Source organism: Alphaproteobacteria bacterium LSUCC0396, from assembly GCA_041228345.1.
GTDB lineage: Bacteria > Pseudomonadota > Alphaproteobacteria > Puniceispirillales > Puniceispirillaceae > UBA3439.
The window spans coordinates 2,039,658-2,061,440 of sequence record CP166131.1 but is presented as its reverse complement, the minus strand read 5'-3'; the positions used below and the strand labels follow the sequence as shown (position 1 = coordinate 2,061,440).

23 protein-coding genes and 1 tRNA gene are annotated in these 21,783 nt (G+C 52.3%); 11 read left to right on the top strand and 13 right to left on the bottom strand.

Annotated features, from left to right (window positions below; genetic code table 11):
* Positions 1-9 precede the first annotated feature (9 nt).
* From AB8881_09855 to AB8881_09840, 4 genes are read right to left on the bottom strand one after another with little or no spacing between them, the layout of a single operon-like run.
* The gene (locus AB8881_09855; GenBank protein XDZ62842.1) at positions 10-540 is read right to left on the bottom strand and encodes a DUF3035 domain-containing protein; all 531 of its coding nucleotides are present in this window, start codon (positions 538-540) and stop codon (positions 10-12) included.
* Entirely contained in the window at positions 537-1,037 is a 501-nt protein-coding gene (gene lspA, locus AB8881_09850; protein ID XDZ62841.1) for a signal peptidase II, read from the bottom strand. The genes AB8881_09855 and lspA overlap by 4 nt, the downstream gene beginning before the upstream one ends.
* Positions 1,034-3,829, bottom strand: coding sequence for an isoleucine--tRNA ligase (gene ileS / locus AB8881_09845; protein ID XDZ62840.1), 2,796 nt, complete (start codon positions 3,827-3,829; stop codon positions 1,034-1,036). The genes lspA and ileS overlap by 4 nt, the downstream gene beginning before the upstream one ends.
* A 54-nt stretch (positions 3,830-3,883) precedes the next feature.
* Positions 3,884-4,897, bottom strand: coding sequence for a bifunctional riboflavin kinase/FAD synthetase (locus AB8881_09840; protein XDZ62839.1), 1,014 nt, complete (start codon positions 4,895-4,897; stop codon positions 3,884-3,886).
* A gap of 298 nt (positions 4,898-5,195) precedes the next feature.
* Here AB8881_09840 and AB8881_09835 point away from each other — a divergent pair, with 298 nt between their 5' ends.
* From AB8881_09835 to AB8881_09810, 6 genes are all read left to right on the top strand, one after another.
* Complete coding sequence (locus AB8881_09835) at positions 5,196-6,062, top strand: mechanosensitive ion channel family protein (GenBank protein XDZ62838.1); 867 nt, start codon at positions 5,196-5,198, stop codon at positions 6,060-6,062.
* On the top strand, positions 6,059-6,751 hold the full coding sequence (locus AB8881_09830) for a gamma-glutamylcyclotransferase (protein ID XDZ62837.1): 693 nt from the start codon (positions 6,059-6,061) through the stop codon (positions 6,749-6,751). Before AB8881_09835 ends, AB8881_09830 begins: the two co-directional genes overlap by 4 nt.
* Positions 6,752-6,783: 32 nt before the next feature.
* Positions 6,784-6,869: transfer RNA gene (locus tag AB8881_09825), tRNA-Leu, on the top strand.
* Positions 6,870-6,927: 58 nt separating this feature from the next.
* Positions 6,928-7,506: a YqaA family protein gene (locus tag AB8881_09820; GenBank protein XDZ62836.1), complete on the top strand. Its 579-nt coding sequence runs from the start codon at positions 6,928-6,930 to the stop codon at positions 7,504-7,506.
* A complete protein-coding gene (locus tag AB8881_09815) occupies positions 7,503-7,988 on the top strand; it encodes a disulfide bond formation protein B (GenBank protein ID XDZ62835.1) in 486 nt (161 codons plus the stop codon). The genes AB8881_09820 and AB8881_09815 overlap by 4 nt, the downstream gene beginning before the upstream one ends.
* 35 nt (positions 7,989-8,023) lie before the next feature.
* Positions 8,024-8,557, top strand: a complete 534-nt coding sequence (locus AB8881_09810; GenBank protein ID XDZ62834.1) for a demethoxyubiquinone hydroxylase family protein — start codon at positions 8,024-8,026, stop codon at positions 8,555-8,557.
* A gap of 81 nt (positions 8,558-8,638) precedes the next feature.
* On the opposite strand, the gene AB8881_09805 is transcribed toward AB8881_09810, so the two are convergent.
* A complete protein-coding gene (locus tag AB8881_09805) occupies positions 8,639-9,202 on the bottom strand; it encodes an HNH endonuclease (GenBank protein ID XDZ64547.1) in 564 nt (187 codons plus the stop codon).
* Between the two features lie 196 nt (positions 9,203-9,398).
* Complete coding sequence (locus tag AB8881_09800) at positions 9,399-10,049, bottom strand: alpha/beta hydrolase (protein ID XDZ62833.1); 651 nt, start codon at positions 10,047-10,049, stop codon at positions 9,399-9,401.
* 122 nt (positions 10,050-10,171) lie between these two features.
* On the opposite strand from AB8881_09800, the gene gluQRS reads away from it, so the two are divergent.
* The gene (gene gluQRS, locus AB8881_09795; protein XDZ62832.1) at positions 10,172-11,140 is read left to right on the top strand and encodes a tRNA glutamyl-Q(34) synthetase GluQRS; all 969 of its coding nucleotides are present in this window, start codon (positions 10,172-10,174) and stop codon (positions 11,138-11,140) included.
* A 297-nt stretch (positions 11,141-11,437) separates the two neighbouring features.
* Here gluQRS and AB8881_09790 read toward each other — a convergent pair whose 3' ends face one another.
* The gene (locus tag AB8881_09790) at positions 11,438-12,673 is read right to left on the bottom strand and encodes an MFS transporter (GenBank protein ID XDZ62831.1); all 1,236 of its coding nucleotides are present in this window, start codon (positions 12,671-12,673) and stop codon (positions 11,438-11,440) included.
* A 161-nt stretch (positions 12,674-12,834) separates the two neighbouring features.
* Positions 12,835-13,242 carry a Fur family transcriptional regulator gene (locus tag AB8881_09785; protein ID XDZ62830.1) on the bottom strand — a complete coding sequence of 136 codons (408 nt, stop codon included), beginning with the start codon at positions 13,240-13,242 and terminating at the stop codon, positions 12,835-12,837.
* A gap of 166 nt (positions 13,243-13,408) precedes the next feature.
* Between AB8881_09785 and AB8881_09780 the strand changes: the two genes are divergently transcribed.
* Complete coding sequence (locus tag AB8881_09780) at positions 13,409-14,347, top strand: DMT family transporter (GenBank protein XDZ62829.1); 939 nt, start codon at positions 13,409-13,411, stop codon at positions 14,345-14,347.
* Here the strand turns inward: AB8881_09780 and AB8881_09775 are convergent.
* The 3 genes from AB8881_09775 to AB8881_09765 form a co-directional block, all read right to left on the bottom strand.
* Positions 14,344-15,111, bottom strand: coding sequence for a phosphatidylcholine/phosphatidylserine synthase (locus AB8881_09775; protein XDZ62828.1), 768 nt, complete (start codon positions 15,109-15,111; stop codon positions 14,344-14,346). The genes AB8881_09780 and AB8881_09775 overlap by 4 nt on opposite strands.
* Positions 15,111-15,818: a phosphatidylserine decarboxylase gene (locus tag AB8881_09770; protein ID XDZ62827.1), complete on the bottom strand. Its 708-nt coding sequence runs from the start codon at positions 15,816-15,818 to the stop codon at positions 15,111-15,113. The genes AB8881_09775 and AB8881_09770 overlap by 1 nt, the downstream gene beginning before the upstream one ends.
* Positions 15,819-16,069: 251 nt before the next feature.
* On the bottom strand, positions 16,070-17,140 hold the full coding sequence (locus AB8881_09765) for a hypothetical protein (protein ID XDZ62826.1): 1,071 nt from the start codon (positions 17,138-17,140) through the stop codon (positions 16,070-16,072).
* Between the two features lie 367 nt (positions 17,141-17,507).
* Here AB8881_09765 and AB8881_09760 point away from each other — a divergent pair, with 367 nt between their 5' ends.
* Positions 17,508-17,882, top strand: coding sequence for a carboxymuconolactone decarboxylase family protein (locus tag AB8881_09760; protein XDZ62825.1), 375 nt, complete (start codon positions 17,508-17,510; stop codon positions 17,880-17,882).
* A 368-nt stretch (positions 17,883-18,250) separates the two neighbouring features.
* The gene (locus AB8881_09755; protein ID XDZ62824.1) at positions 18,251-18,541 is read left to right on the top strand and encodes a hypothetical protein; all 291 of its coding nucleotides are present in this window, start codon (positions 18,251-18,253) and stop codon (positions 18,539-18,541) included.
* Between the two features lie 107 nt (positions 18,542-18,648).
* Here the strand turns inward: AB8881_09755 and AB8881_09750 are convergent, their stop codons facing one another.
* Together AB8881_09750 and AB8881_09745 are read right to left on the bottom strand one after the other, a co-directional pair.
* Positions 18,649-19,269 (bottom strand): biotin transporter BioY, encoded by a 621-nt coding sequence (locus AB8881_09750; GenBank protein ID XDZ62823.1) that lies wholly within the window; start codon positions 19,267-19,269, stop codon positions 18,649-18,651.
* A gap of 80 nt (positions 19,270-19,349) precedes the next feature.
* On the bottom strand, positions 19,350-20,036 hold the full coding sequence (locus AB8881_09745) for a thiamine diphosphokinase (protein XDZ62822.1): 687 nt from the start codon (positions 20,034-20,036) through the stop codon (positions 19,350-19,352).
* Positions 20,037-20,290: 254 nt separating this feature from the next.
* Here AB8881_09745 and AB8881_09740 point away from each other — a divergent pair, with 254 nt between their 5' ends.
* Positions 20,291-21,478, top strand: coding sequence for a putative manganese transporter (locus AB8881_09740; protein ID XDZ62821.1), 1,188 nt, complete (start codon positions 20,291-20,293; stop codon positions 21,476-21,478).
* The last annotated feature ends 305 nt before the right edge of the window (positions 21,479-21,783 follow it).

The window sequence follows — 21,783 nt, the reverse complement described above, 5'->3', positions numbered from 1 at the left end:
AATCGCGGTCTAATTTATCGTAAGTGGCTGATTACTCGCAGGGTCAATGGCCTTGCTGCCGTCTTCGGTTGGCGTTTTTCCGTCAAGGCGCGCTCTACGAAGCCGCAAATCTTCTTCCATCTTATCAAGCACCGGCCCAACATCCGGCATGCCACCAAATAAGATTTGCAATGGTAACCTGCTCTCAAGCTGAATGCCATAGGTCTCTTCATCAACCTTGGTGCGGATATCTTCAGGAACGCCAGAAAAATCAAACAGGCTGGCAAAGCTAGAGTTATCCGTCGTTGCCGAGCCAATCAATTGTGCTGTGCTAGATTTAGCATCACTACCAGTGGTTTGTGCCTGTTTGACGATATCTTCGGGGCTATCAGAAAAACCGGGCGGAAGGGACAGCGGTGCCCGCACCACAACCTGAAACTCATCTGGTGCCGATTTACCATCGCCAATGGCACGGCGGAAATCAGAACAGGCCGTCAGCCCGGTCACCATCCCGGTTGCCAGCAAGACTGTCATGCTGATCTTCATAAATTGTCTGGTCATGTCTCGTTTGTCTCCTGTCCAAACAAAATGCTATAGGCCCAAAGCCCCGCGCCAATTGTGATCGCCGCATCTGCGACATTAAATGCTGGCCAATGCCACGCACCAATATGCAAATCTATAAAATCAACAACCCGGCCAAAACGCAACCGGTCAATTGCATTTCCGATTGCACCACCCGCAATCGCCGCACCGGCAAACCGTTGCATCCGATCAAGATTAGGCAACATCCAGACAAGCCAGCCACTGACCAGAAACGCCAACATAGTCAAGCCAATCCGGACAATCATCCCGCCATCGGCAAGCAGCCCAAAACTCATCCCACTATTCCAAACCGGAACAATATTTAACAGCAAGCCAATTTCGATATAGCGCGGCGGGTTAAACACCAGATCCAGCATAATCTGCTTACTGACCTGATCGGCAACCAGCACGGTAGAAAATACCGGCAAAAATACAGCTAGCCCCGGCCATTTTCGTAACGGGGATGAACCGGTCATGATCCCGCCGAAACCGCATCATGGCAGCGTGTGCAAATATCGCGCTGAGCAGTGACTTCCGGCGTAATTTTCCAACAACGGGCGCATTTCTCGCCATCAGCAACCGCGACAACAACCGCCACATCCGCAACCGCCTCAAGCCGGAACGCATCGGCGGGTGCTGGCGCGTCACTCAGGCTGGCAGCCGAGGTAATAAACAAGCTGGCAGCATCCTGTCCGACAAATTGAGACAGCATCGCGGCCGGCATATATATTGTCGGCGTTGCCTGTAAAGAGGCCCCTATCATGCCATCATTACGGGCGGCCTCAAGGGCACTCATCACAACTTGGCGCACTTTGCGGATCTGTGACCATTTCTCGGCAACTGCCGCATTCTGCCAATCAGCTGGCACCAGATCATAGCTTCGAAGATGCACCGAATTATTGATATCGGCATGGCGTGATTGCCACGCTTCTTCCGCAGTGAAACATAAAATTGGCGCAAGCCAAGCCGTCAATCGGTTAAAGACTTCATCCATCACCGTCCGGCAGGCACGACGCGCAACATCATCGGGCCGGTCGCAATAGAGCGTATCTTTACGAATCTCGAAATAGAACGCTGACAGATCACTGTTACAGAACTGATGAAGCTCGGAAAAAATACCATGAAAATCGTGCGTTTCCGTCATTTCACGAATGGCTGCATCAATCGAAGCCAAACGGTGAAGAACCCATTTTTCCAGTTCGGGCATATCGGCATAGGCGGTTTTTTCGGCAGTATCAAACCCATCCAGCGCGCCAAGCAGATACCGTAACGTGTTACGGAACCGCCGGTAATTATCGGTTGTCCGCTTGATGATTTCCGGCCCAATCCGAAGATCATTATAATAGTCTGAGCTTACCACCCACAGTCGCAGAATATCGGCACCGTTCTGTTCCATCACCTTTTGCGGGGTCACAACATTGCCGAGTGATTTCGACATTTTGCGGCCCTGCTCATCCAGCACAAATCCATGTGTCAAAACGGCCTTATACGGCGCCCGTGCCCGCGTTGCGCATGATTGCAGCAAGGATGAATGAAACCAGCCGCGATGCTGATCCGAACCTTCAAGATACAGGTCTGCTGGGCTATCCAGATCATCACGGTCTTCAAGCACAAACGAATGTGTTGATCCGGAATCAAACCAGACATCCAGAATGTCAGTGATTTTTTCATAATCATCCGCATTATAAGCATCGCCAAGAAAACGCGCATTTTCAGATGCAAACCAGCAATCCGCACCTTCATCCTTCATCGCTGCGACAATACGGGCATGAACCCCCGGATCGCGTAACGGCTCGCCAGTTTCCTTATGCACAAAAATGGTCAAGGGCACACCCCAAGCCCGCTGTCGGCTAAGGCACCAGTCGGGGCGCTGGGCAATCATCGACGTCAGGCGCTTTTGGCCAGCGGCAGGATAGAATTTGGTCTTGGCAAGCTCGGCAAGCGCCGTATCGCGAAGGCCATGCGATTCCATCGAGACAAACCATTGCGCTGTGTTGCGGTAAACCACCGGCGCTTTTGAGCGCCATGAATGTGGGTAGGAATGCACCAGTTTGCCAATCCCGATCACGCCTTTATGTTCTGCCATAATTTCGGCAATCTTGGCATTGTCGCGCAGCACGTGCATACCGCCAAAGATTGGCAGATGTGGCAAAATTACACCATCTTCACCAACCGTATCAGGCACCGCGATACCATGTTTCAAATGCGCAAGCTCGTAATCCTCGACCCCGTGACCGGGAGCAATATGAACAAAGCCGGTGCCCTGTTCGGTTGTTACATGGCTGCCAGCCAAGAGAGGCACGTCAAAATCATAACCATGTGCGGCCATCGGATGCGCCGCGATCGAGCCTGCAATATCACGGCCCATAATCTGCGCCCTTACCTTGCTGTCGCTAGCGCCAATTGCCGTCATGACGCCAGCCGCCAAATCATCGGCAATAACAATAACATCACCAACGGCGCATAATGCGCCCTCGCCGGTGCCAAGCACCTCGGTCACCTGATAGCTGATATCATCGCCATAGGCGACCGCGCGGTTACCGGGCATCGTCCATGGTGTTGTTGTCCAGATGATGATGCTGGCGCCATCCAGCGAAGGATGCGCCGCTTTGATCACCGGAAAGCGGGCGTAAATGGTAACTGAAGTATGATCTTCATATTCGATTTCCGCCTCGGCCAATGCAGTCTTTTCAACCGGCGACCACATCACTGGCTTGGCACCACGGTAAAGGCTGCCATCCATCAAGATGCGGCCCAGCTCCTCGGCGATTTTGGCTTCGGCGGCATAGGCCATCGTCGTGTAGGGGTTTTGCCAGTCACCCAAAACGCCAAGCCGTTGAAACTCCTCGGATTGCACATCCAGCCAATGCGCCGCAAAATCGCGACATTCCTGACGGAATTCGGCCACCGGAACGGCGTCTTTATCTTTGCCTTTTTTACGATATTGCTCTTCGATTTTCCATTCGATCGGCAGACCATGACAATCCCAGCCAGGAACGTAATTTGCATTTTTTCCGAGCATTGATTGCGACCGGTTAACCACGTCCTTCAGAATCTTATTCAGAGCATGACCGATATGAAGCTGGCCGTTGGCGTAAGGCGGGCCGTCATGCAACGTAAAGCGCGGCGCATCTTTGCGGGCATCGCGCAGCTTTTGATAGAGATCAATATCGTGCCAGTTCTGCAGGATTTGCGGCTCTTTTGTGGGCAAACCGCCCCGCATCGGAAAATCTGTACGCGGCAGGAAAACTGTATCTTTGTAATTCATGTTTGGCTCGATCTATTGTCTCGAATGAGGAGGCTCGTTAATGAATGCGCAGGGTCACATCTGACCAAGGGCAAAAGGTGGCAAAAGCTGGCGCGCGGCTTCGGCATCCAGCGAAATCTGTTGTAACAATTCTTCAATACCAGAAAATTTCTGCTCCGGCCGCAAAAACGCCTTCAACCTGACCAATAAACGCCTGTCATACAGGTCGATATCATGGTCAAAGAGATGCGCCTCACATAAAACACCGCGGTTCTGCACTGTCGGTCTGATGCCGATATTTGCAACACCATTACCGATTTGGCGAACACGACCATCGCCCTCAACCAGATCAATCTCGACCGCATAAACACCAAAGGCCGGATGTTGCAGCGGCCCTAGCGCAATATTTGCTGTTGGGAAACCGATGGTGCGGCCGCGTTGATCACCCCTGATAACGTTGCCGGTGACCGCCCAGTCACGGCCAAGCATCGCCGCCGCCGCATCGGGCGAACCTGCCTGTAGCGCGGCGCGAATTCGGCTTGAGGAGATGACCGCGCTGTTCGTATCGACAAGCAACGGCACTGCGGTGGCACTAATACCAACATCGTTACCGACCTGATTGATCGTCTGAATATCGCCGCCGCGCCCTTTGCCAAAAGCAAAATCGGTGCCGGCATAAAGCTGGCGCACCCCAAGCCCGGCAAGAATCTCCGTAACAAACTGGCTGGCATCTGTGCTGCGCAGCGCTTTGTCAAACCTGATATGGATCACCCGTGCTGGCCCCATCTGGCCAAGAAGACTAGCAAGCAGCCGGTCTTTTTCGCGCCGATCAGCAAGGTGAAACGGCGCCTCATCTTGGCGAAAAAACTCACGCGGGTGCGGGTCAAAACTAATCACTGAAGGCAACAGACCATCACGCCTAGCCGCAGCGCAGGCAGCCGCAACAACCTTTTGATGGCCGCGGTGCACACCGTCAAAATTACCGATCGCCGCCGCCAAACCGGGCCCCGCAAATTCACTGCCTGCCAACGGCGTATCGCCGACGGCCCAATCAATCATTTCGACCATGTCTGTCTGTTGGTTTTTCATAGCGCGGCACTATATCGCCGAACGCCCCTTAATATCAATCGTTGATCGCGAAAAGAGGCAGGTGGCGGTGATCGTAAAACCGGGTATGTGGCATTGACCATAAGTAAGCAGCGCAAAGCAGCACCGCTTTTTTGGTCATCGGGATAGGTGCAATAGAATGTTTTTACATAACCCGGCGTATTTGATACGCTTGTGCCCAATCGCATGAGGCTGCCCTTGGGGTGGCACGGGCCATCATAATCGCGCGCCGGTCATGTGCCTTTTGACATCAACCATGATTGAAAATGATAGATACAATATGGAAACCCTAACCGACAGCCTGTTCTCATTGGATATGTTTGGTCAAACCAGCGCCGACCTTTTATTGGGCTTTGCCACACAGATTCTGGCCGGTATCATCACAATCATAGCGGGCTTTTGGCTGGCAGGAAAAGCCAGCCGCCTCGTTGTTGATTCGATCTCAAAGATAGACCGGATCGACATTACCATCGTGCCGATGATCGGCGCGCTTATCCGCTATGCCGGCATGACGCTGACATTGGTCGTTGCGCTTGGCAAATTCGGCGTTGAGACAACATCTATCATTGCAGTTCTGGGTGCCGCCGGCCTTGCCATTGGCCTTGCCTTGCAAGGGACATTATCGAACGTTGCCGCCGGTTTGATGCTGGTGTTCCTGCGCCCGTTCAAAATTGGTGACTGGATTGAGGCGGCCGGCATGTCTGGTACGGTTCGTGAGATTGGCCTCTTTACGACAATCATTGACACCTTCGACCGGGTTTATATCAGCGTTCCGAATTCGGCGATTTGGTCGGCAAATATTATCAACCACTCACGTTACGAGCAGCGGCGTTTAGATCTTGATATTGGCATCGCCTATGAAAGCAATCTGGACGACGCCGAAGCAGCGCTGATGAGCCTAGCGCAAGACCCACGCATCCTGCCCGATCCAGCCCCGCGCTTTCTGGTGGTAAGCTATGCTGACTCGGCGATTATCGTACGGCTGCGCGTCTATGCGAACTATCCAGATTTCTTTGATCTGGGCCATGATCTGCATCGCCAGTTAAAAGACGCCATGGCGGCGCATAATGTTTCAATCCCATATCCACAGCGCGTCATTCGTTATGCCGATGATGAGGGCGCGGATGGGGTTAATGGCGGGGCATGAGCAGCGAGCTTAAGACCACCAAAATCACCCGCGAGGCACTGCAAGATTGGCGCGTTGCAAAGATGGCGCGCGAACAATACGGGGCTGATGCAAGTGTTGCCACCGAAAACCAGTTACTCGAATCGCGGCGCGCAATGGTACCTGACGATGCCGATTGCCGCGATTTATGGGTATTTGGCTACGGTAGCCTGATTTTTAACCCGATTATTGCCCATGAACAGCGTCTGCTTGCCCGCACGCATGGTTATCACCGCCGGTTCTGTCTCTGGACAAAAATTGGCCGCGGTTCGCCAGAATGTCCGGGACTGGTGCTCTCGCTCGATCGCGGCGGATCATGTGTTGGTGTTGGCTTTAGGCTTAACCCGGAAACGGCCATTGCCGAGCTTGATCTATTATGGCGGCGCGAGATGCTAACGCTTGCCTATAATGCGCGCTGGCTCAGGCTTCATACGGCCGAGGGGATTAAGCGCGGCCTCGCTTTTGTGGCCAATCCGCAACGACCAGCCTATGCCCCGCCAATGCCGTTTGAAGATACGGTAGCAACAGTCGCAACGGCCGCTGGCTTCAATGGCCATTGCCGTGATTACCTGTTTGACACGCTTGCCGGTATGCATGATTGCGGTATCCGTGACCGGGCGATGGAGAAACTGGCGAAAGCAGTGTCCGAGAGGCTTGCGTCATCCGCATAATTTGGGTAGGAACTGTTTTCTTGTTGGTAAACGCGGCTGTGGCGGAATGGTAGACGCGGCGGATTCAAAATCCGCTTCTGGTGACAGAGTGGGGGTTCAAGTCCCTTCAGCCGTACCAACAACGACTTGTTTGCGACGTTGGTGCGCAAAAACCGAAGCCTGATCAACGGTGACAGATGCCGCTTTGGCGATTATTAAAACAGCAATATGATTTTATCATCCGCGCCGCAGCGACAACATTGGCCGTTCGCGCGATGTACCTATTTGCCGCGCTGGAATCGATCATCATCCCCGTACCTGTCGACCCGCTGTTGGTTGCGACGGTGCTGGCGCGTCCCGCTCGCTGGCGACAGCTAACAATTGGCTGCACGGCGGCATCGGTAATTGGCGGGATTGGCGGCTGGGCAATTGGCGCATATTTCAGCGCTCATATTCATGATTGGCTGGCGCTATTACCAGCCAAACTGGCGGCACCAGCTGCCTTTATGGCTGTCGAGACGGGTTTTGCCGAATTTGGTATTTTCCTTGTATTTCTGGGGGCTTTTTCACCACTTCCCTATAAGGTTATCGCTGTCAGCGCGGGCCTTGGCGGCTTTGGCTTGTTGCCGTTTATTCTGACCTCGATCTTTGGTCGCGGCCTGCGCTTTGCCATTGTCGCGGCTATTGCCAGACATAACGGAAACCCTAAAATAGTCATCCTGCTGATAACGGCATTAGTCTGTTTGTTTGCGATCGCGATAGGGATGACACGATGAGCGATTATATCATTCCGCCGATAAGCCAGCGCCTTGGTCTCTATATTGCTGGTGGCATTTCGACGAGTTTGCTTGGCGGCGCAATTTTATTTCAATATGTCGGCGGACTGGCACCTTGCAGCCTTTGCATCTGGCAACGCTGGCCGCATCTGGCTGTTATGATCCTTGCCATTATTGGGCTTCGCGGCATTATGCCGCGGCTGATGCTTGGGCTCATTCTAATCGCGGGTCTGATCAGTGCAGCCTTGGGCAGTTATCATGCCGGTATTGAATGGGGGTTTTGGGCTGGGCCAAGTGGTTGCACATCAAACCTCGCCCTAGATGGTGATATTACCGCGATGACGCAGCAGCTGCTCGACACGCCGCTGGTTCGCTGTGATGATGTTGCATGGTCGCTGTTTGGCCTGTCGATGGCAGGGTGGAATGCGCTTATCAGCCTTGACATTATTGCCGCGGCTCTTATCTCGTTAAGGCGTATCTAAACCTTGTTTTGCCAGTGACCGTCAAAGGATTTTCCATGACCCCGTCAAAAGACACCACCAACCGGCGTGACCTTGAGCGTTATATTCGTGTTGATCATGCTGGCGAACGTGCCGCCCAGCAAATCTATCGCGGACAGCTTGTGGTGCTAGGCAAACACCCGATGGGTGATGAAATCCGTCATATGATGGCACAAGAGGTCGAACATCTTGAAGCCTTTGATAGCCTGATCAACGAACGTCGGGTGCGCCCGTCCCTGTTGGATCCAGTATGGGGTGCAGCCGGCTTTGCGCTTGGCGTTGTCACCGCGGCAATGGGGCCAAAGGCTGCGATGGCCTGCACGATCGCGGTTGAAGAGGTGATCGGCGAGCATTACCAAAAGCAGGCCGAAAATCTTGGCAGTGACGAGGCCGCGCTGAAAGCAAAAATCGAACGGTTCCGCGATGAAGAGCTGGAACACCGCGATATTGCGGTCGATTACAAAGGGCGGGAAGCACGCCACTATAAATTGCTGCATGATGTCATTCAGACCGGATGCCGCACCGCCATCAAAATCGCTGAAAAAATTTAACTGAGAAAATTTAACTGCCAGAGGCTGGTCTAAAGCCCGCTATCGCGGCATATCACGGCCTTGATCCGTGACCAGCGACTTTTAATCGTCGCTTTGCAATTCACTATCCCAATAAAGATAATCGCGCCACGATTCATGCAGATAATTCGGCGGGAAGGCACGGCCATTTTCCTGTAACTGCCACATATTAGGTGCTGATGGCCGCAACAGCGGATGCATATTACACTGACCTGGCAGCTTGTTGCCTTTGCGCAGGTTACACGGGCTGCACGCCGCCACGACATTTGTCCAGTTCGTTCGCCCCCCCTTGGATCGTGGCACGACATGATCAAACGTCAGATCCGACGCTGAAAAGCCGTTGCCACAATATTGACAGGAAAAACGATCCCGCAAAAACACGTTAAAACGGGTGAAGGCGGGGTTTCGATTTTGCGGCACATATTCCTTTAACGCAATGACCGAAGGCAGGTTGATCACCGTCGTTGGTGAAGAGATTGATTGCTCATATTCCGAGATGATTGTGACCCGTTCCAAACAGACAGCTTTGATCGCGTCCTGCCACGACCATAGCGATAGCGGAAAATAGTTTAACGGCCGGAAATCTGCATTTAACACCAAAGCCGGAGCAAAACTACCTGCATTCATCATTGTCTCCCTGTTCTAAGACGAAAGGCCCTTCCAAATCTCAGTCAAAATCTAACCACAATAACCACGAAAAAAGCAGAACACGGTAGAGACGGAAAAACAACCCTATGGAATCAATATATGGACAGCTACTTTGACGCACCCCCTAAATATAGATTACGCAACGTGATGCCAGCATTTTGCGCAATGCGCCCTTTTAGGCTGGCAGATGTTTGGCCAGAAAGGCAATCGCGGCTGACAGGCCGTCAGGGTCAATGCCATGACCAAGCCGATGACAGGCAACCGCTTCCACCTCGATTGAACGGCTCTGCATCACATCTCGTGACGCCGCCTGCAGCGAGAATGGCACAACTTGATCATCCGTGCCATGAACCAACAGCACCGGCGGATAGGTCGCGCCATCGGCAAGATCCTCATGCAATAAAAGGGCACCAGAAAAGCTGACGATCGCCGCCGCCGGTTCCGGATGGCGTAACCCGCAATGAAGGCTCATCATGCCGCCTTGTGAAAATCCGGCCAACGCAAATGCCGAGGCGGGCAAATTTAAGTCTGCCAGAGCCGCGGCAATCGCGGCATCAATGACCGGCGCGGCGGCAACCGGCCCTTTCACTCGATCATCAATATCAAACCATTCGCGTCCGGCTGGGTTCATTCGGCATGGTGCTGGTCCGTTCGGCACAAAAAACGCGGCCCCGGGAAACCGTACTGAAATCGGATGGGCCAGGTCAGCCAGATCATTGCCATCGGCTCCCCACCCATGCAGCAGCACGATAAGACTGCTCGCAAGCCCCCCTCTGGCCGGCGGGATAAAAGGCCCAGACAAATCACCATAACTACGAATTTCCATTTTATCTCTCCTGTTGGGCGGTACGCGTAACCCGCGCGACATCTCAGCCACGCCGCATCCTGATTGACGAAATTGTTGCAAAGCGATAGGTCTGGGGCAAGTGGAACAGCGAGGTTACCGCAATGAATCGTCCGTTTATCACCCGGTTTGCACCAAGCCCTACTGGGCTTTTGCATCTCGGCCATGCCTATGCGGCAAAGGTGGCGCATGATTTGGCGGCACAATCGGGCGGAAAAATGATCCTGCGGATTGATGATATTGATCACACACGTTGCCGCGATCATTTCGCCGCAGAGATTTTCAACGATTTAGACTGGCTTGGGCTGGCATGGCATAGCGCGGCAACGACCGATACAGCCGGCTGCAATGCCCCCCGCCAATCGCAGCGGATGCCCGCCTATCAAGCCGCACTTAAAACACTTCAGGATATGGGGCTTGTTTACCCATGCTATCTTAGTCGCCGGGAATTAAACGCGCTGCTCAGCGCGCCGCATACATCGCCATCCGCGCCACCAAATATTGACCCGCCAAATATTGACCCGCCAATGACAGCGAGCGACGACATCGTCAGCAATACCGACCGGCTGTTAAGTGCGGCTGAAATAGATCGCCGCCGTGCTGCCGGCACTGGTGCGGCTTGGCGGTTGCGGATGGGTGCCGCTCTTGAAATGGCGTCCGCGCGGGCACAAGGCGATAAACTTGGCTGGTTTGACTATCTTGCCGGATACCAAACTGCCAATCCGGCACAATTTGGTGATGTGGTTATCGCCCGTGCCGATATTGCCGTCTCATATCATCTGTCAGTTGTGGTCGATGATATGCTTGACGGTATTACGCTTGTGACCCGCGGTAATGATCTGGCGCCTTCAACACATCTTCACCGGCTGTTACAGGCGCTTTTGGGGCTGCGAACACCCGATTACTGCCATCACGCCCTGATTCTTGACCAGACCGGCAATCGCCTCGCCAAGCGCGATTCTGCTCATAGCCTCCAGTCGATGCGGCTCATTGATGACGATCCAGCACGAATTTTTGCCAAAATGCCGCCAATTCCAGTTATTCAGCCGCAAAAAAATCCAAAAAAAACCTGATTTTTCAGGCTAAATCACGCCTAGCCGCGACCTGCATCTTTTTTTCTATCATTTAAATTAGTCAGTGGGGTTGACTTAAAATGATAATAATCTCATATACTGCATTGCACCAAACGTGTGTTTGTGTGTTTCCTCCCTAGACTCGGTCGTAAGCTTGCTTACGACCTTTTTTTTGGCTCATTTCTTTATAAAATCTAATTTGAAAATTTATTGTTTCCATTTCGTGTTTAATTAAATCAGCCAATTTCTTATGCTGCAATGCAATATAAGTGTTTTTACAGAAGAATAATCGCGCCATTAAACCCGCATGCTGCGGCGTGATAAAATCAGCCAGGACAGTGATAGGGTGATGATTAGCACCGGTCCCAATGCTGATAACACCATGACTTCCCAGCCGAACTGGCTGTGTAGCGCACCGGCAACCAGCGACGCGGTTGCAACTGAGGTTGTTGTGATCAGATCAGCAATGCCCTGAACCCGCCCGCGTTCTTCGGGGTTGGCCACACTTGCGACCAACGAGCTGCCGCCGATGTAAAGAAAATTCCAGCCCAGCCCCATCAGCGCCAGCGAGACGAAATACCACCAAAAGCCGATACCAAGGACCGCACTGGCAATTGCCGCAAGATACGTCAGAACACCTGCGGTTAAAATCACCGGCGCACCAAACCGGCTGATAAGGTTACCCGTGAAAAAAGCGGGCGCAAACATGGCAACAACGTGCCACTGGATAATTGTCGCATTTGCTGATGTGCCTAGCTTGGCGACATTCACCACCTGAAGCGGCGTTGCTGTCATCATATAGCTCATCATCGCATAGCCGATGGCAGCGCTGATCGCCCCCACCACAAAAACAGGCATCGTGAAAAAAGTGCCAATCGGGCGTCCACCCGACCCGGTCAGCGTTGGCTTTGGAATTTTGACGCCGGATAAAAACCCTAGCGAGACAAGCTGGACTGCGGCAACGCTGAAAAAACATCCTGCATAGAGATGGCCGGGCACAAAATCGACCGTATTTCGAGCGATTTCCGGCCCCATAAAAGCAGCGAGCAACCCGCCCGTCAGCACATAGGAAATGGCCTTTGGCTTTTGCGATTCTTCGGCGCTGTCAGCCGCGGCATAGCGATAAAAACCGGCACAGCCATGCGCAATGCCAAGCGCCATTGACGCCGCGCAAAACAAATAGAAGTTTGAGATGAGAATAGCGATCCCTTGGGTAAAAGCAGATATCGCGGCAATCATCACGCCGCCCATAAAGACCGGACGCCGACCAAAACGCACCATCAGCAATGACGCTGGCAAGGTTGTTAACATTGATGTCACAAATTGCAGTGACAGCCCAAGGGTCGCCAACCATGGAACCGGCGATAAGAGGCTGCCAACAAGCGCGGTGTTGATGATATTGACGTTCATTGTCGTCATCGACAGCGCCTGCGCCGCCGCAAGCCTGATTACATTGCCGGTATTGCTTGTCGCCTGCATTGAGATGATATCCAGAATAGCGGTCAGCCGGCGTGCCAGAAGCCAACTAGACACATGAAAATCGGTACTTCTAATGTCTATAAATAGTTTCTGGCAAAAGCACAATCAGCACGGTCTTAACCGCCAAATGCCCCTGTTCCACCCAGCAAACATGGCCACCTTACCGCTCACAAGGCGCGTCGAATGTGGCTTATCTCTGTCAATTTCTATGTAATTTAGGATTTCAGCTTGCGGCCAAATAGCTCAAGCCGGTGATCAACCAGCTCATACCCCATTTCGCGCGCAATCTGCTCTTTCAAGGCCTCTAATTCGGCATGGTAAAACTCAATCACTTCACCGGTTTCAACATCAACAAGATGTTCATGATGCTCGCCGGACTCTTCATAGCGTGCGCGGCCATCACCAAATTCTAACCGGTCAATAACCCCAGCCTCTTCCAGCAATTTCACCGTACGATAAACAGTCGCAATTGAAATCGTATGGTCTTGCTCAACCGCGCGCCGGTAAAGCTGGTCAACATCGGGATGATCCTCAGACTCCTCGATAACACCCAGAATAATCTGCCGTTGGCTGGTCATGCGGATACCATTATTAAGGCATTTTTCAATCAGCCCGCTTGTCATGGCACCGCCCGTTTAAAGTGTTGGTTATAGTTCTTGTCGACTATAAGCCGGATGAGGAAAGCAATCTAGTCCCCCGCATGATTTTCATCGCGCCGATTGTTATCAACGCTTTCACCATAACCGAATTCAATTGACCTTTGGCCGTATTGCAGGAACTGTTTTGGCCATGATACCGGCAGCTTCAAATGACCATCGCACCAGCACCAAAGGCACGACAACGGGCATCCTGCAACTTTGCGCTGCGATGTTGTTTATTCCGGGGCTTGATGTTTTTGCCAAGCTTTTGGGACAGGGGCTTGATCCAGTCGAGGTCACCTTTATGCGGTTCGTCATGCAGATTTTACTGATGGCACCGCTGGTGATCTGGGCGCGTCAATGGCATATCCCGACTGGTACCCTTATGATGCAGTTTGCCCGCGGTATTCTGTTAGCGATTGCCACGGTCTGTTTCTTTGCCGCGCTTCAACATTTACCGATGGCTGAGGCTATCTCGATCTATTTTGTCCAGCCGCTGATCCTCACCGCCCTGTCGGCAATTTTCCTTGGCGAGCAAATCCGGCAGCGTAGGATCATTGCGATTATCATCGGGCTATTAGGTGTCATGGTGATCTTGCAACCAAGCCTTGTCATTTTTGGTACACCGGCACTTTATCCGCTGGCGACGGCGGTTGCTATGGCTGGCTATGTCACCATAACACGACAGCTTGCAGGCAGGGCGCACCCCTATCAGATGCAGTTTATCGTCGGGGTTACAGCCGCCTTCGTGCTTGGCATGACGATGATTATCGGACAGATGTTCACCATTTCTGGCACCGGTTTTATTATGCCGGATGCCCAGCAGTTTGAATGGATCATTTATATGGGATTGATCGCCACGATCGGGCATATTTTCATCGTCTGGGCGGCAAATAATGCACCGGCGAGTGTGCTCGCACCGTTTCAATATATGGAAATTATTTCATCGGTAATTCTGGGCTATCTGGTCTTTGGCGATCTTCCTGCCAAAAGCACAATTCTTGGGGTGATTATCATTGTTGCGTGCGGGATTTATCTATTTCATCGTGAACGTATCGCCGCCCAACAAGATAATGAACAGAATTGCTAGCTATCGCTACCTTCAAAATGGCGGCGTTCCCGCATGAAGCGCAATGTCGATAATGGCAGGCTCAGGGCGTAAATGATCACTACCGCCATATAGGTCAGCCACGGTTCGGTCACCACCGCAGCACCAAGCAAACCAATTGCCGCCAGCACTGGCAATACAGAAGCAACCGGCAATTTCAGTCGTTTGCCGGCAAAGGTTGGCAGCGCACTGACCGCCCCTGCGCCAATGAGCACAAGCCACGCTGAAACCCATTTTGCATCACGCGCAATTTCCAGATCAAATTGCAAATCAATCACAATCGGCAGCAATACCAGAAAGCCTGACGCTGGTGCTGGAATACCGGTGAAATAGGCTTTCGCATATTCAGGCGGGTCAGGCAGTTCCGAGTCAAACCTCGCCAGACGTAACGCGATCGAGACTGCATAAAACAAGGTTGCCCACCAGGCGATCGTGCCCGCACCCTGTAACGCCCATATATAAAGACACAAAGCCGGAACCACGCCAAACACGACCAGATCAGACAGGCTATCAAGCGCCGCACCAAAGGCACTGGATGTTTGAAACCGGCGTGCCGTACGGCCGTCTAGCGCATCAAACACCGCCGCCACGCTGATTAGCACGATAACACCGGCCCAACGTCCATCCATAGCAAACCGCAAAGCTGTCAACCCGGATACAAAACCGGCGACAGTCAATATATTTGGCAAAAGCCAGTAAATCGAAACTGACCGGAACCGCCGTTTCTTTTGCGGACGTTCGCTCATTATCGGCAAATCCCGTCGGTGATTTCAGTCATCGCCCCAGAAAGATCGGCAAGAATTGTCTCGCCAGCGACCGCGGTTTGTCCCGCCAGAACCGCCACCGGAGTTGATGCCGGAAGCCAAACATCAACCCGGCTTCCAAAGCGAATAATGCCATATTGCTGGCCAATATTTAGATGGTCACCAACAGCAGCCTCCAGCAAAATACGGCGCGCCACCAGACCGGCAATCTGCACAACCCCGACCGCCTGACCCGAGGCCATTTCTAACACCATATTCTGCCGTTCATTCTGCTCGGACGCCTTATCCAGACTTGCGTTCAAAAACGCGCCTTTATGATAGGACGTGGCAATAACCTTGCCCGCGACCGGTGCCCGATTCACATGAACATCAAAAACATTCATAAAAATCGATATACGCCGCCACTCACCTTTTGGCAGATCAAGATCATCTGGCACGGGCATAATTCCGGTCGACAAAACACGCCCATCCGCGGGCGAGATCACCAGATGGTCGCTAACCGGCGTTGTGCGTTTTGGATTGCGGAAAAAATAGATGCACCACAGGCTTAAGAAGCTGCCGGGCAAGACAAACCATGCCCAGAAATAAGTTGCGACCGCTGATACAAGAATGAATAAGAAAATAAATGGCCAGCCAGCAGGATGGATTGGCACCAGAACTTCATCCTTGACGCTTTTATAGATATTCATGGTTTAGACCTGTTTTCCCAACAACCCTTGACAGTGGCCAGCGCATATCAGCGAGCGGGCCATAATATAGTGCGGCCAACCATATCCATTTGCGGCGCAAAGGTCATCAAATAATTCAATGCCAGATGATTCAACACCAGATGATTCAACACCAGATGATTCAACACCAGATAATTCAAGGGCCGATAATTCAACGCCAGATAGTTCAGCCGCGCTTGCGGTGTGTTTCACACCAGTGACGCTTTACCAAACTAGGGCTTGTGACGATAACGATCAGCAGCAAGGCGCATCGCGGCGGTTGCGGACTCTCTTGCGATCAGGCCGCGCTCCAGAAGATCATTTAGCTTGCCGTGAAAGGCAGCACTATTCAGCCGCCGCGCCGAACCCAGTGCCGGCAAATCGACAAGAATAACAAATTCCGGCGTTGGCGGCTGATCAACCGGCATAATGGCCGCAGCGGATGGCTGTGCGGGCAGCAATTGCCGGCTTTGTTTAACCCTGTCGTCATTGTTCACCAATGCCGGATCATGCGCCGGATCATGCGCCACCAGAAAATCGGCAGGCTGTAACACAGGATCAGACCCGTTGGGTGTTACCGGATCAAGGCGGGTGGCGTGCAATGCCGGTGCGTCATCCATAGCTGGCGACCAAGCAGCATCATCGATTTGATCGCCCCAGCCTTGCTGATCAACCAAGACCTGACTCGAAGCTGGCATCACAATTCTGGTCGGGCGCACCCGATATAGGCCGATTTTATTTCCCTTAGGACGTTGACGCGGAACCGTTTGAACGCGGCCCGAAGACCAGGCCAGAAACTCGCCAACCAGCTGTTGTGCGGTCATTTCAGCCTCGGCCACCCATGCCCGTTCAGACTTTGGCACGGTATCAATAAATACTGCCCGTTTGCCAAGCCAGCGCGACTTTAACGCTATTTCGCGCTGACCCTCAATTTTCCGCTTTTTGGCAAAGATTTCCAAACGCCGACTCAAAATCTGCGCAATATAGACCATCTCAACAGCGACTGCCTCCAGCGCCGCGCGCATCCCCGCAGCCGATGAAACAGTCATCTCAAACAGGCGTGGTGGGCGAAACCCGAACAGCCCAGATTTGCCAGCCATCGTCTCAAGATTGATTGGCCCCCGCACGGGGTGCGCAGTAAATTCGATCAGAAACGTCAGCTGTCTCTGTTGTTTGCGTGTCAATAGACGATTAGCAAAGAAGTCCGTCGCCGCGACCAGTAATTCTACCTTTCCGGCAGATGTTCCCGTATCAGACCTGCTGTAACCTTGTTTGGATTGTGGTGCTGGAATTACTTCGATCATCTTTTCATCGTTACCTTTATCACATCCGGTATTAGATCCGGCATATTCTCCGAGGTTTTGATAAAGCCTGCGCCTGACCCGACGCCAATCATACCCTTCGCTCAGGTTAACTCAAATTTACTAATTAAGGTGTTTTGAATTTAAAAAGCGAGGCATAATTCTTTATCGGGTCGGCTGATCCTGCGCGGTGGTATAGCTGCCGGATAAACCCTGCCGGATAAATCCTATTGACTGGCTGGCTCGCTGTCCGCAGTCTTACCCCCCTGTCCGCAATCTTACCCGGTTGTCCGGTCCGACAAAACACGATCCAAATAACAAAACGCGGCGATCTGACGCCGTTAACCTTTGAGAACAGAATGGAAAGCCCATGGATAAAGATCTATTTGAAACTGGCCTGAAAAAGCGCAAAGCAACCCTAGGTGATGACTATGTTCAAAAGTCATTGGATGGCGCGGATGACTTCTCACGCCCCTTCCAAGAGGCAATGACCGCTTGGTGCTGGGGTTTTGGCTGGGGCGATGAGGCGATTGACGTCAAGACACGTTCAATGATGAATTTGAGCATGATTGGCGCACTTGGAAAGATGACCGAGTGGGAATTACATTGTCGCGGCGCCATCAAAAATGGTGTCACACGCGAAGAATTGCGCGCCATCATCCATGTGATCGGAATTTATTGTGGTGTTCCGCAGGCATTGGAATGTATGCGTGCTGCCCGCAAGGTTTTGGATGAGGCTGAATAAACGCCGGCATCGCTCAAACGCACAGGATTAATCAGGGCTGCACGGGGTCTGGCCAACCACCGCCCCCTGCAGCCCCTTTGTTGGCAGCCCTTTCCCAAAGGCACGAAATAGCGCTCGGATTCTTGCAAATCGCCAGCTAAAAATCATCGCCAGCATTCAAAAATTTCGGGTTTTTTGCGTTTTTCGCATTTTTCACTTTCCCCATAGTGAAAATCAAGACACACTATATTTCGTATGGAAAAGGCAAGATTAGATCAATTTGTTGATTTATGGCGTGAGCAACGCCCATCCCAATGCTCACCTCTTGTCCATCCTAGCAACCACCTATCCCAACAACCTTCCTTCGCCAATGGAGTATTGTCATGCGCATGACCGATCATGACTCACGGCAAGATTGCCGCGTCATTCCTTTCGTAAGGCCTGCCAGTAATCACGATAATATCGCCACTAGCAGCATCGCTGCGGTGATCGCGGTCACGATCCTACATCATGAGGGCGAGTCGCCCGAAGAGCGCCTTCTCGAAATTATTGAAGCTTCCGGTGAAGCAGAGGTTCTGGATATTGCTGACGTGCTGGATGAGTTTGAGACGTTAGGCCATGCACCGCTGCCTGTTGAGAGCCCAGCAAATGACAATCAGTTTCTGACCAGCCTGTCATAGACAGGGGCTATCTAAAAAAGCCCAGAAAAAAAGACAGAAAAAAAGCCCCGGCAAATACTGGGGCTTTTTTTTATGTCCTTGGCCGCGTTAGCGGCGCTTTTTCCAACCTATTTCTGGGCACCTTTCACAAACCGCCACGCAGCCGGCATCATGCAAGCCGCCACAGCCAGCTTTAACGCATCACCATAAAGGAATGGCAAGACACCAGCGGCCAGCGCTTTTTCAACACCGATAAAGCTCGTCAACCAAGAAACACCCATCGCGTAAATGATCACATTACCGATCAGCATTGCAGCAATCGTGCTAATCATGCCACGCCCCATACCGCGCTCGGCCAGAAAGCCCATGACAACTGCCGCAACCAAAAATCCGGCTAAATAACCGCCCGTTGGCCCCAACAATGCAGCCATGCCAACGGCACTACCCGCAAAAACTGGCAGCCCCATCGCGCCTTGCAATAAATAGGCCGCAACCGTAGCACCGCCAAGCCGAACGCCGTAGGTCATGCCGATCAACAGCACCACTAGCGTCTGGCCAGTTACCGGCACTGGATAAAACGGGATTTTAACTTGGGCCGATATTGCCAATAGCAAGCTGCCAACCACAATAAGAAAGGCCTTTGCCATAGGTACTGACATCGCCTTTGACGCGAACGGGCCATAAAGGATAGCGTCGGTTAGCACGTCTTGGCGCATGGTGGCCGTAACTGATGACTGTGGTTTGAACATTGAATATCTCCCGCAGGTAAATCGTGATAAATCAGACTATAGGGCCAGCCATGGCACAAAGCAATAACGGCAATCCGAAATCAGGCAATCCGCATTGCGGCATCCAGCATCGCATCAAACGCCTCAAACGGGGCAATAACTGCATAGCCATCGCCAATGGCGGGCTGAATTGAAACCGATTGATCAATCACTCTGTTTGAGGTGCCGGTCCGCGTGCCAAACGCCATATGAATATCATCAAGCGGCCATTCAAGCCCAGTCGAGGCCAGAAAATGCTGGCGACCAAGCGGCCAGACTGACAACCGGCTGGCAATCGGCAAAGCTGCGCTAAAATCACCCCGCAGCCGCAACAACACATCATGATTACCAACCAGCAATATCGGCTGGTCATCCGGCAGCCGCGCCAGCGTATCAAGTGCCGCCAGCGCATGATCAAACCGGCCGTCCAAAAAGCCAATGCCAACAATCAATGGCGCCGAAATGATGCGAAGTGACTTTTCAAAATCAGTGTCATCCTGTCCGGATAGCGTAATCCGTTGAACCGCGGCCGGCAGTTGATCCAGATCATGTGCCGAATCCATGTCACCAATGACCGCTTGCGGCAGCAACCCGTATTTACGGGCGTTTTCTAGCCCCCCATCCGCCGCCAGAACCGGCCAACCGGCCATCTGTTTGGCACAATCCAGTGTTGACGGCATAACCGGCGCCGCACCAAACAACAGAACCGGCGAGGTAAATGACAATTGATGATTATGCTGTTGTGTCATGCTGACCCCTTAATCTTGGCTTGGCCTGTATTGACCACATCTAACTGGCCACATCTTTGGGCGCGCTGCTGAAGTGCCGGCGGATAGAGAGACAAATTTATAACGCCAGATTTCTTTATAACAGCTTACCGCATGGCTGGCATGGCATACAGTACCAGTCCCCAGCGTGGCACCAAACCCATCTGACGGGCAAGCAATCATTTACTGCAATATTAGCCGTTGTGAGCAAAGTTAGAAGGTGCTAAGTTTATGCAATGGAGCAGAATATTTCACCAATGACGAACCCGGGAACAACGACGGGCGGCCCCCACGGCCGCGCGACTGTTAAACATAGCCTGTTTATCATGGTGCCGGTTTTGCTTGCTGGTTATCTGATGACCAATGCCGAGTCGAAACTTGCCGATATTCTGTTCAAGGCAATTGCCGATTCCTACCTTCAGGTCAGCACATTCGTTGCGGCGACATTTTTCCTTTTCTACGGTATTGAGCGGCTGCTCAACATTGATGCAACGGCAGCGCTTCGCAAAGCAAACATTTGGCAAGTTCCGGTGGCGGCGGCGCTGGGCGCGATGCCTGGTTGCGGCGGTGCGATTATCGTTGTGACCCAATATGTGTCGGGGCGGTTGAGTTTCGGCAGCGTTGTCGCCGTATTGACCGCAACGATGGGTGATGCCGCATTTCTGCTAATTGCGCAGGAACCACTTACCGGCCTTGCGATTATAGTGCTTGGCTTTGTTGTCGGAACAATAAGTGGCTGGATCGTCAATTATATTCACGGTCGTGATTTTTTGCGCGGAGACACCGGCAAGAATACTGATATCGACCATGCGAACGAAGATGCCAGCACACCGTTTCTGGATGGTATCTGGCTTCTTATCATGCTTCCGGGTTTTATTCTTGCCGGGCTTCTGGCCTTTCAGATTGATGCTGACGCGCTGTTTGCCAATGACTATTTCGATAAGCCGGCAAGCCTTCTTGGCGTGTTGGGCGGCGTTCTGGCGATTTCCATGCGGCTTGCACCACAATTTGGCATTAAAGGCGATCTGGCTTTTTCTGCTGGCGGCTCTATTTTGCGGCGCACGATTGCCGATACTAACTTCGTCACAGTTTGGGTTGTTGGCGCGTATCTGGTGTTTGATTTATCGGTTTATTTCTTTGCGATTGATCTCAAACAAATCTTTAGCGGCTATACGCTTTTCACCCCAATGATCGCTATTCTGATTGGGTTTTTGCCCGGATGCGGCCCACAAGTTCTGGTGACAACTATGTATCTTGCCGGTATTCTGCCACTATCCGCGCAAATCGGTAATGCCCTCAGCAATGATGGTGATGCCCTGTTTCCGGCGATTGCGATTGCCCCGAAAGTGGCGGTGGTCGCCACCCTCTATTCGGCAGTGCCTGCGGTCATTATTTCATATAGCTGGCTGTTTCTGGTCGAATAATTCGCCATATCAATTTGCCATATGAATCTGCCATATCAATTTTGGGCAGGCATCATCTTACCATCACATCCTTTGTTATCGCATGATTGCTGTTGCGGGCCTATTTTTCACGAGACGCCGTTTTCCATGATTTCTGAATTGGCGTAATGATGTAACTCATCACCGTGCGCTTATGACCCAGAATATCGATGGTTAACGGCATACCAGCTGAAACAACAGGCGTGATATCCGACTTGGTTAGCTGGTGCTAATCCCCTATGATTTGAATAATACGGTGTTTCCCCATCATTAAACCCAAGATCACG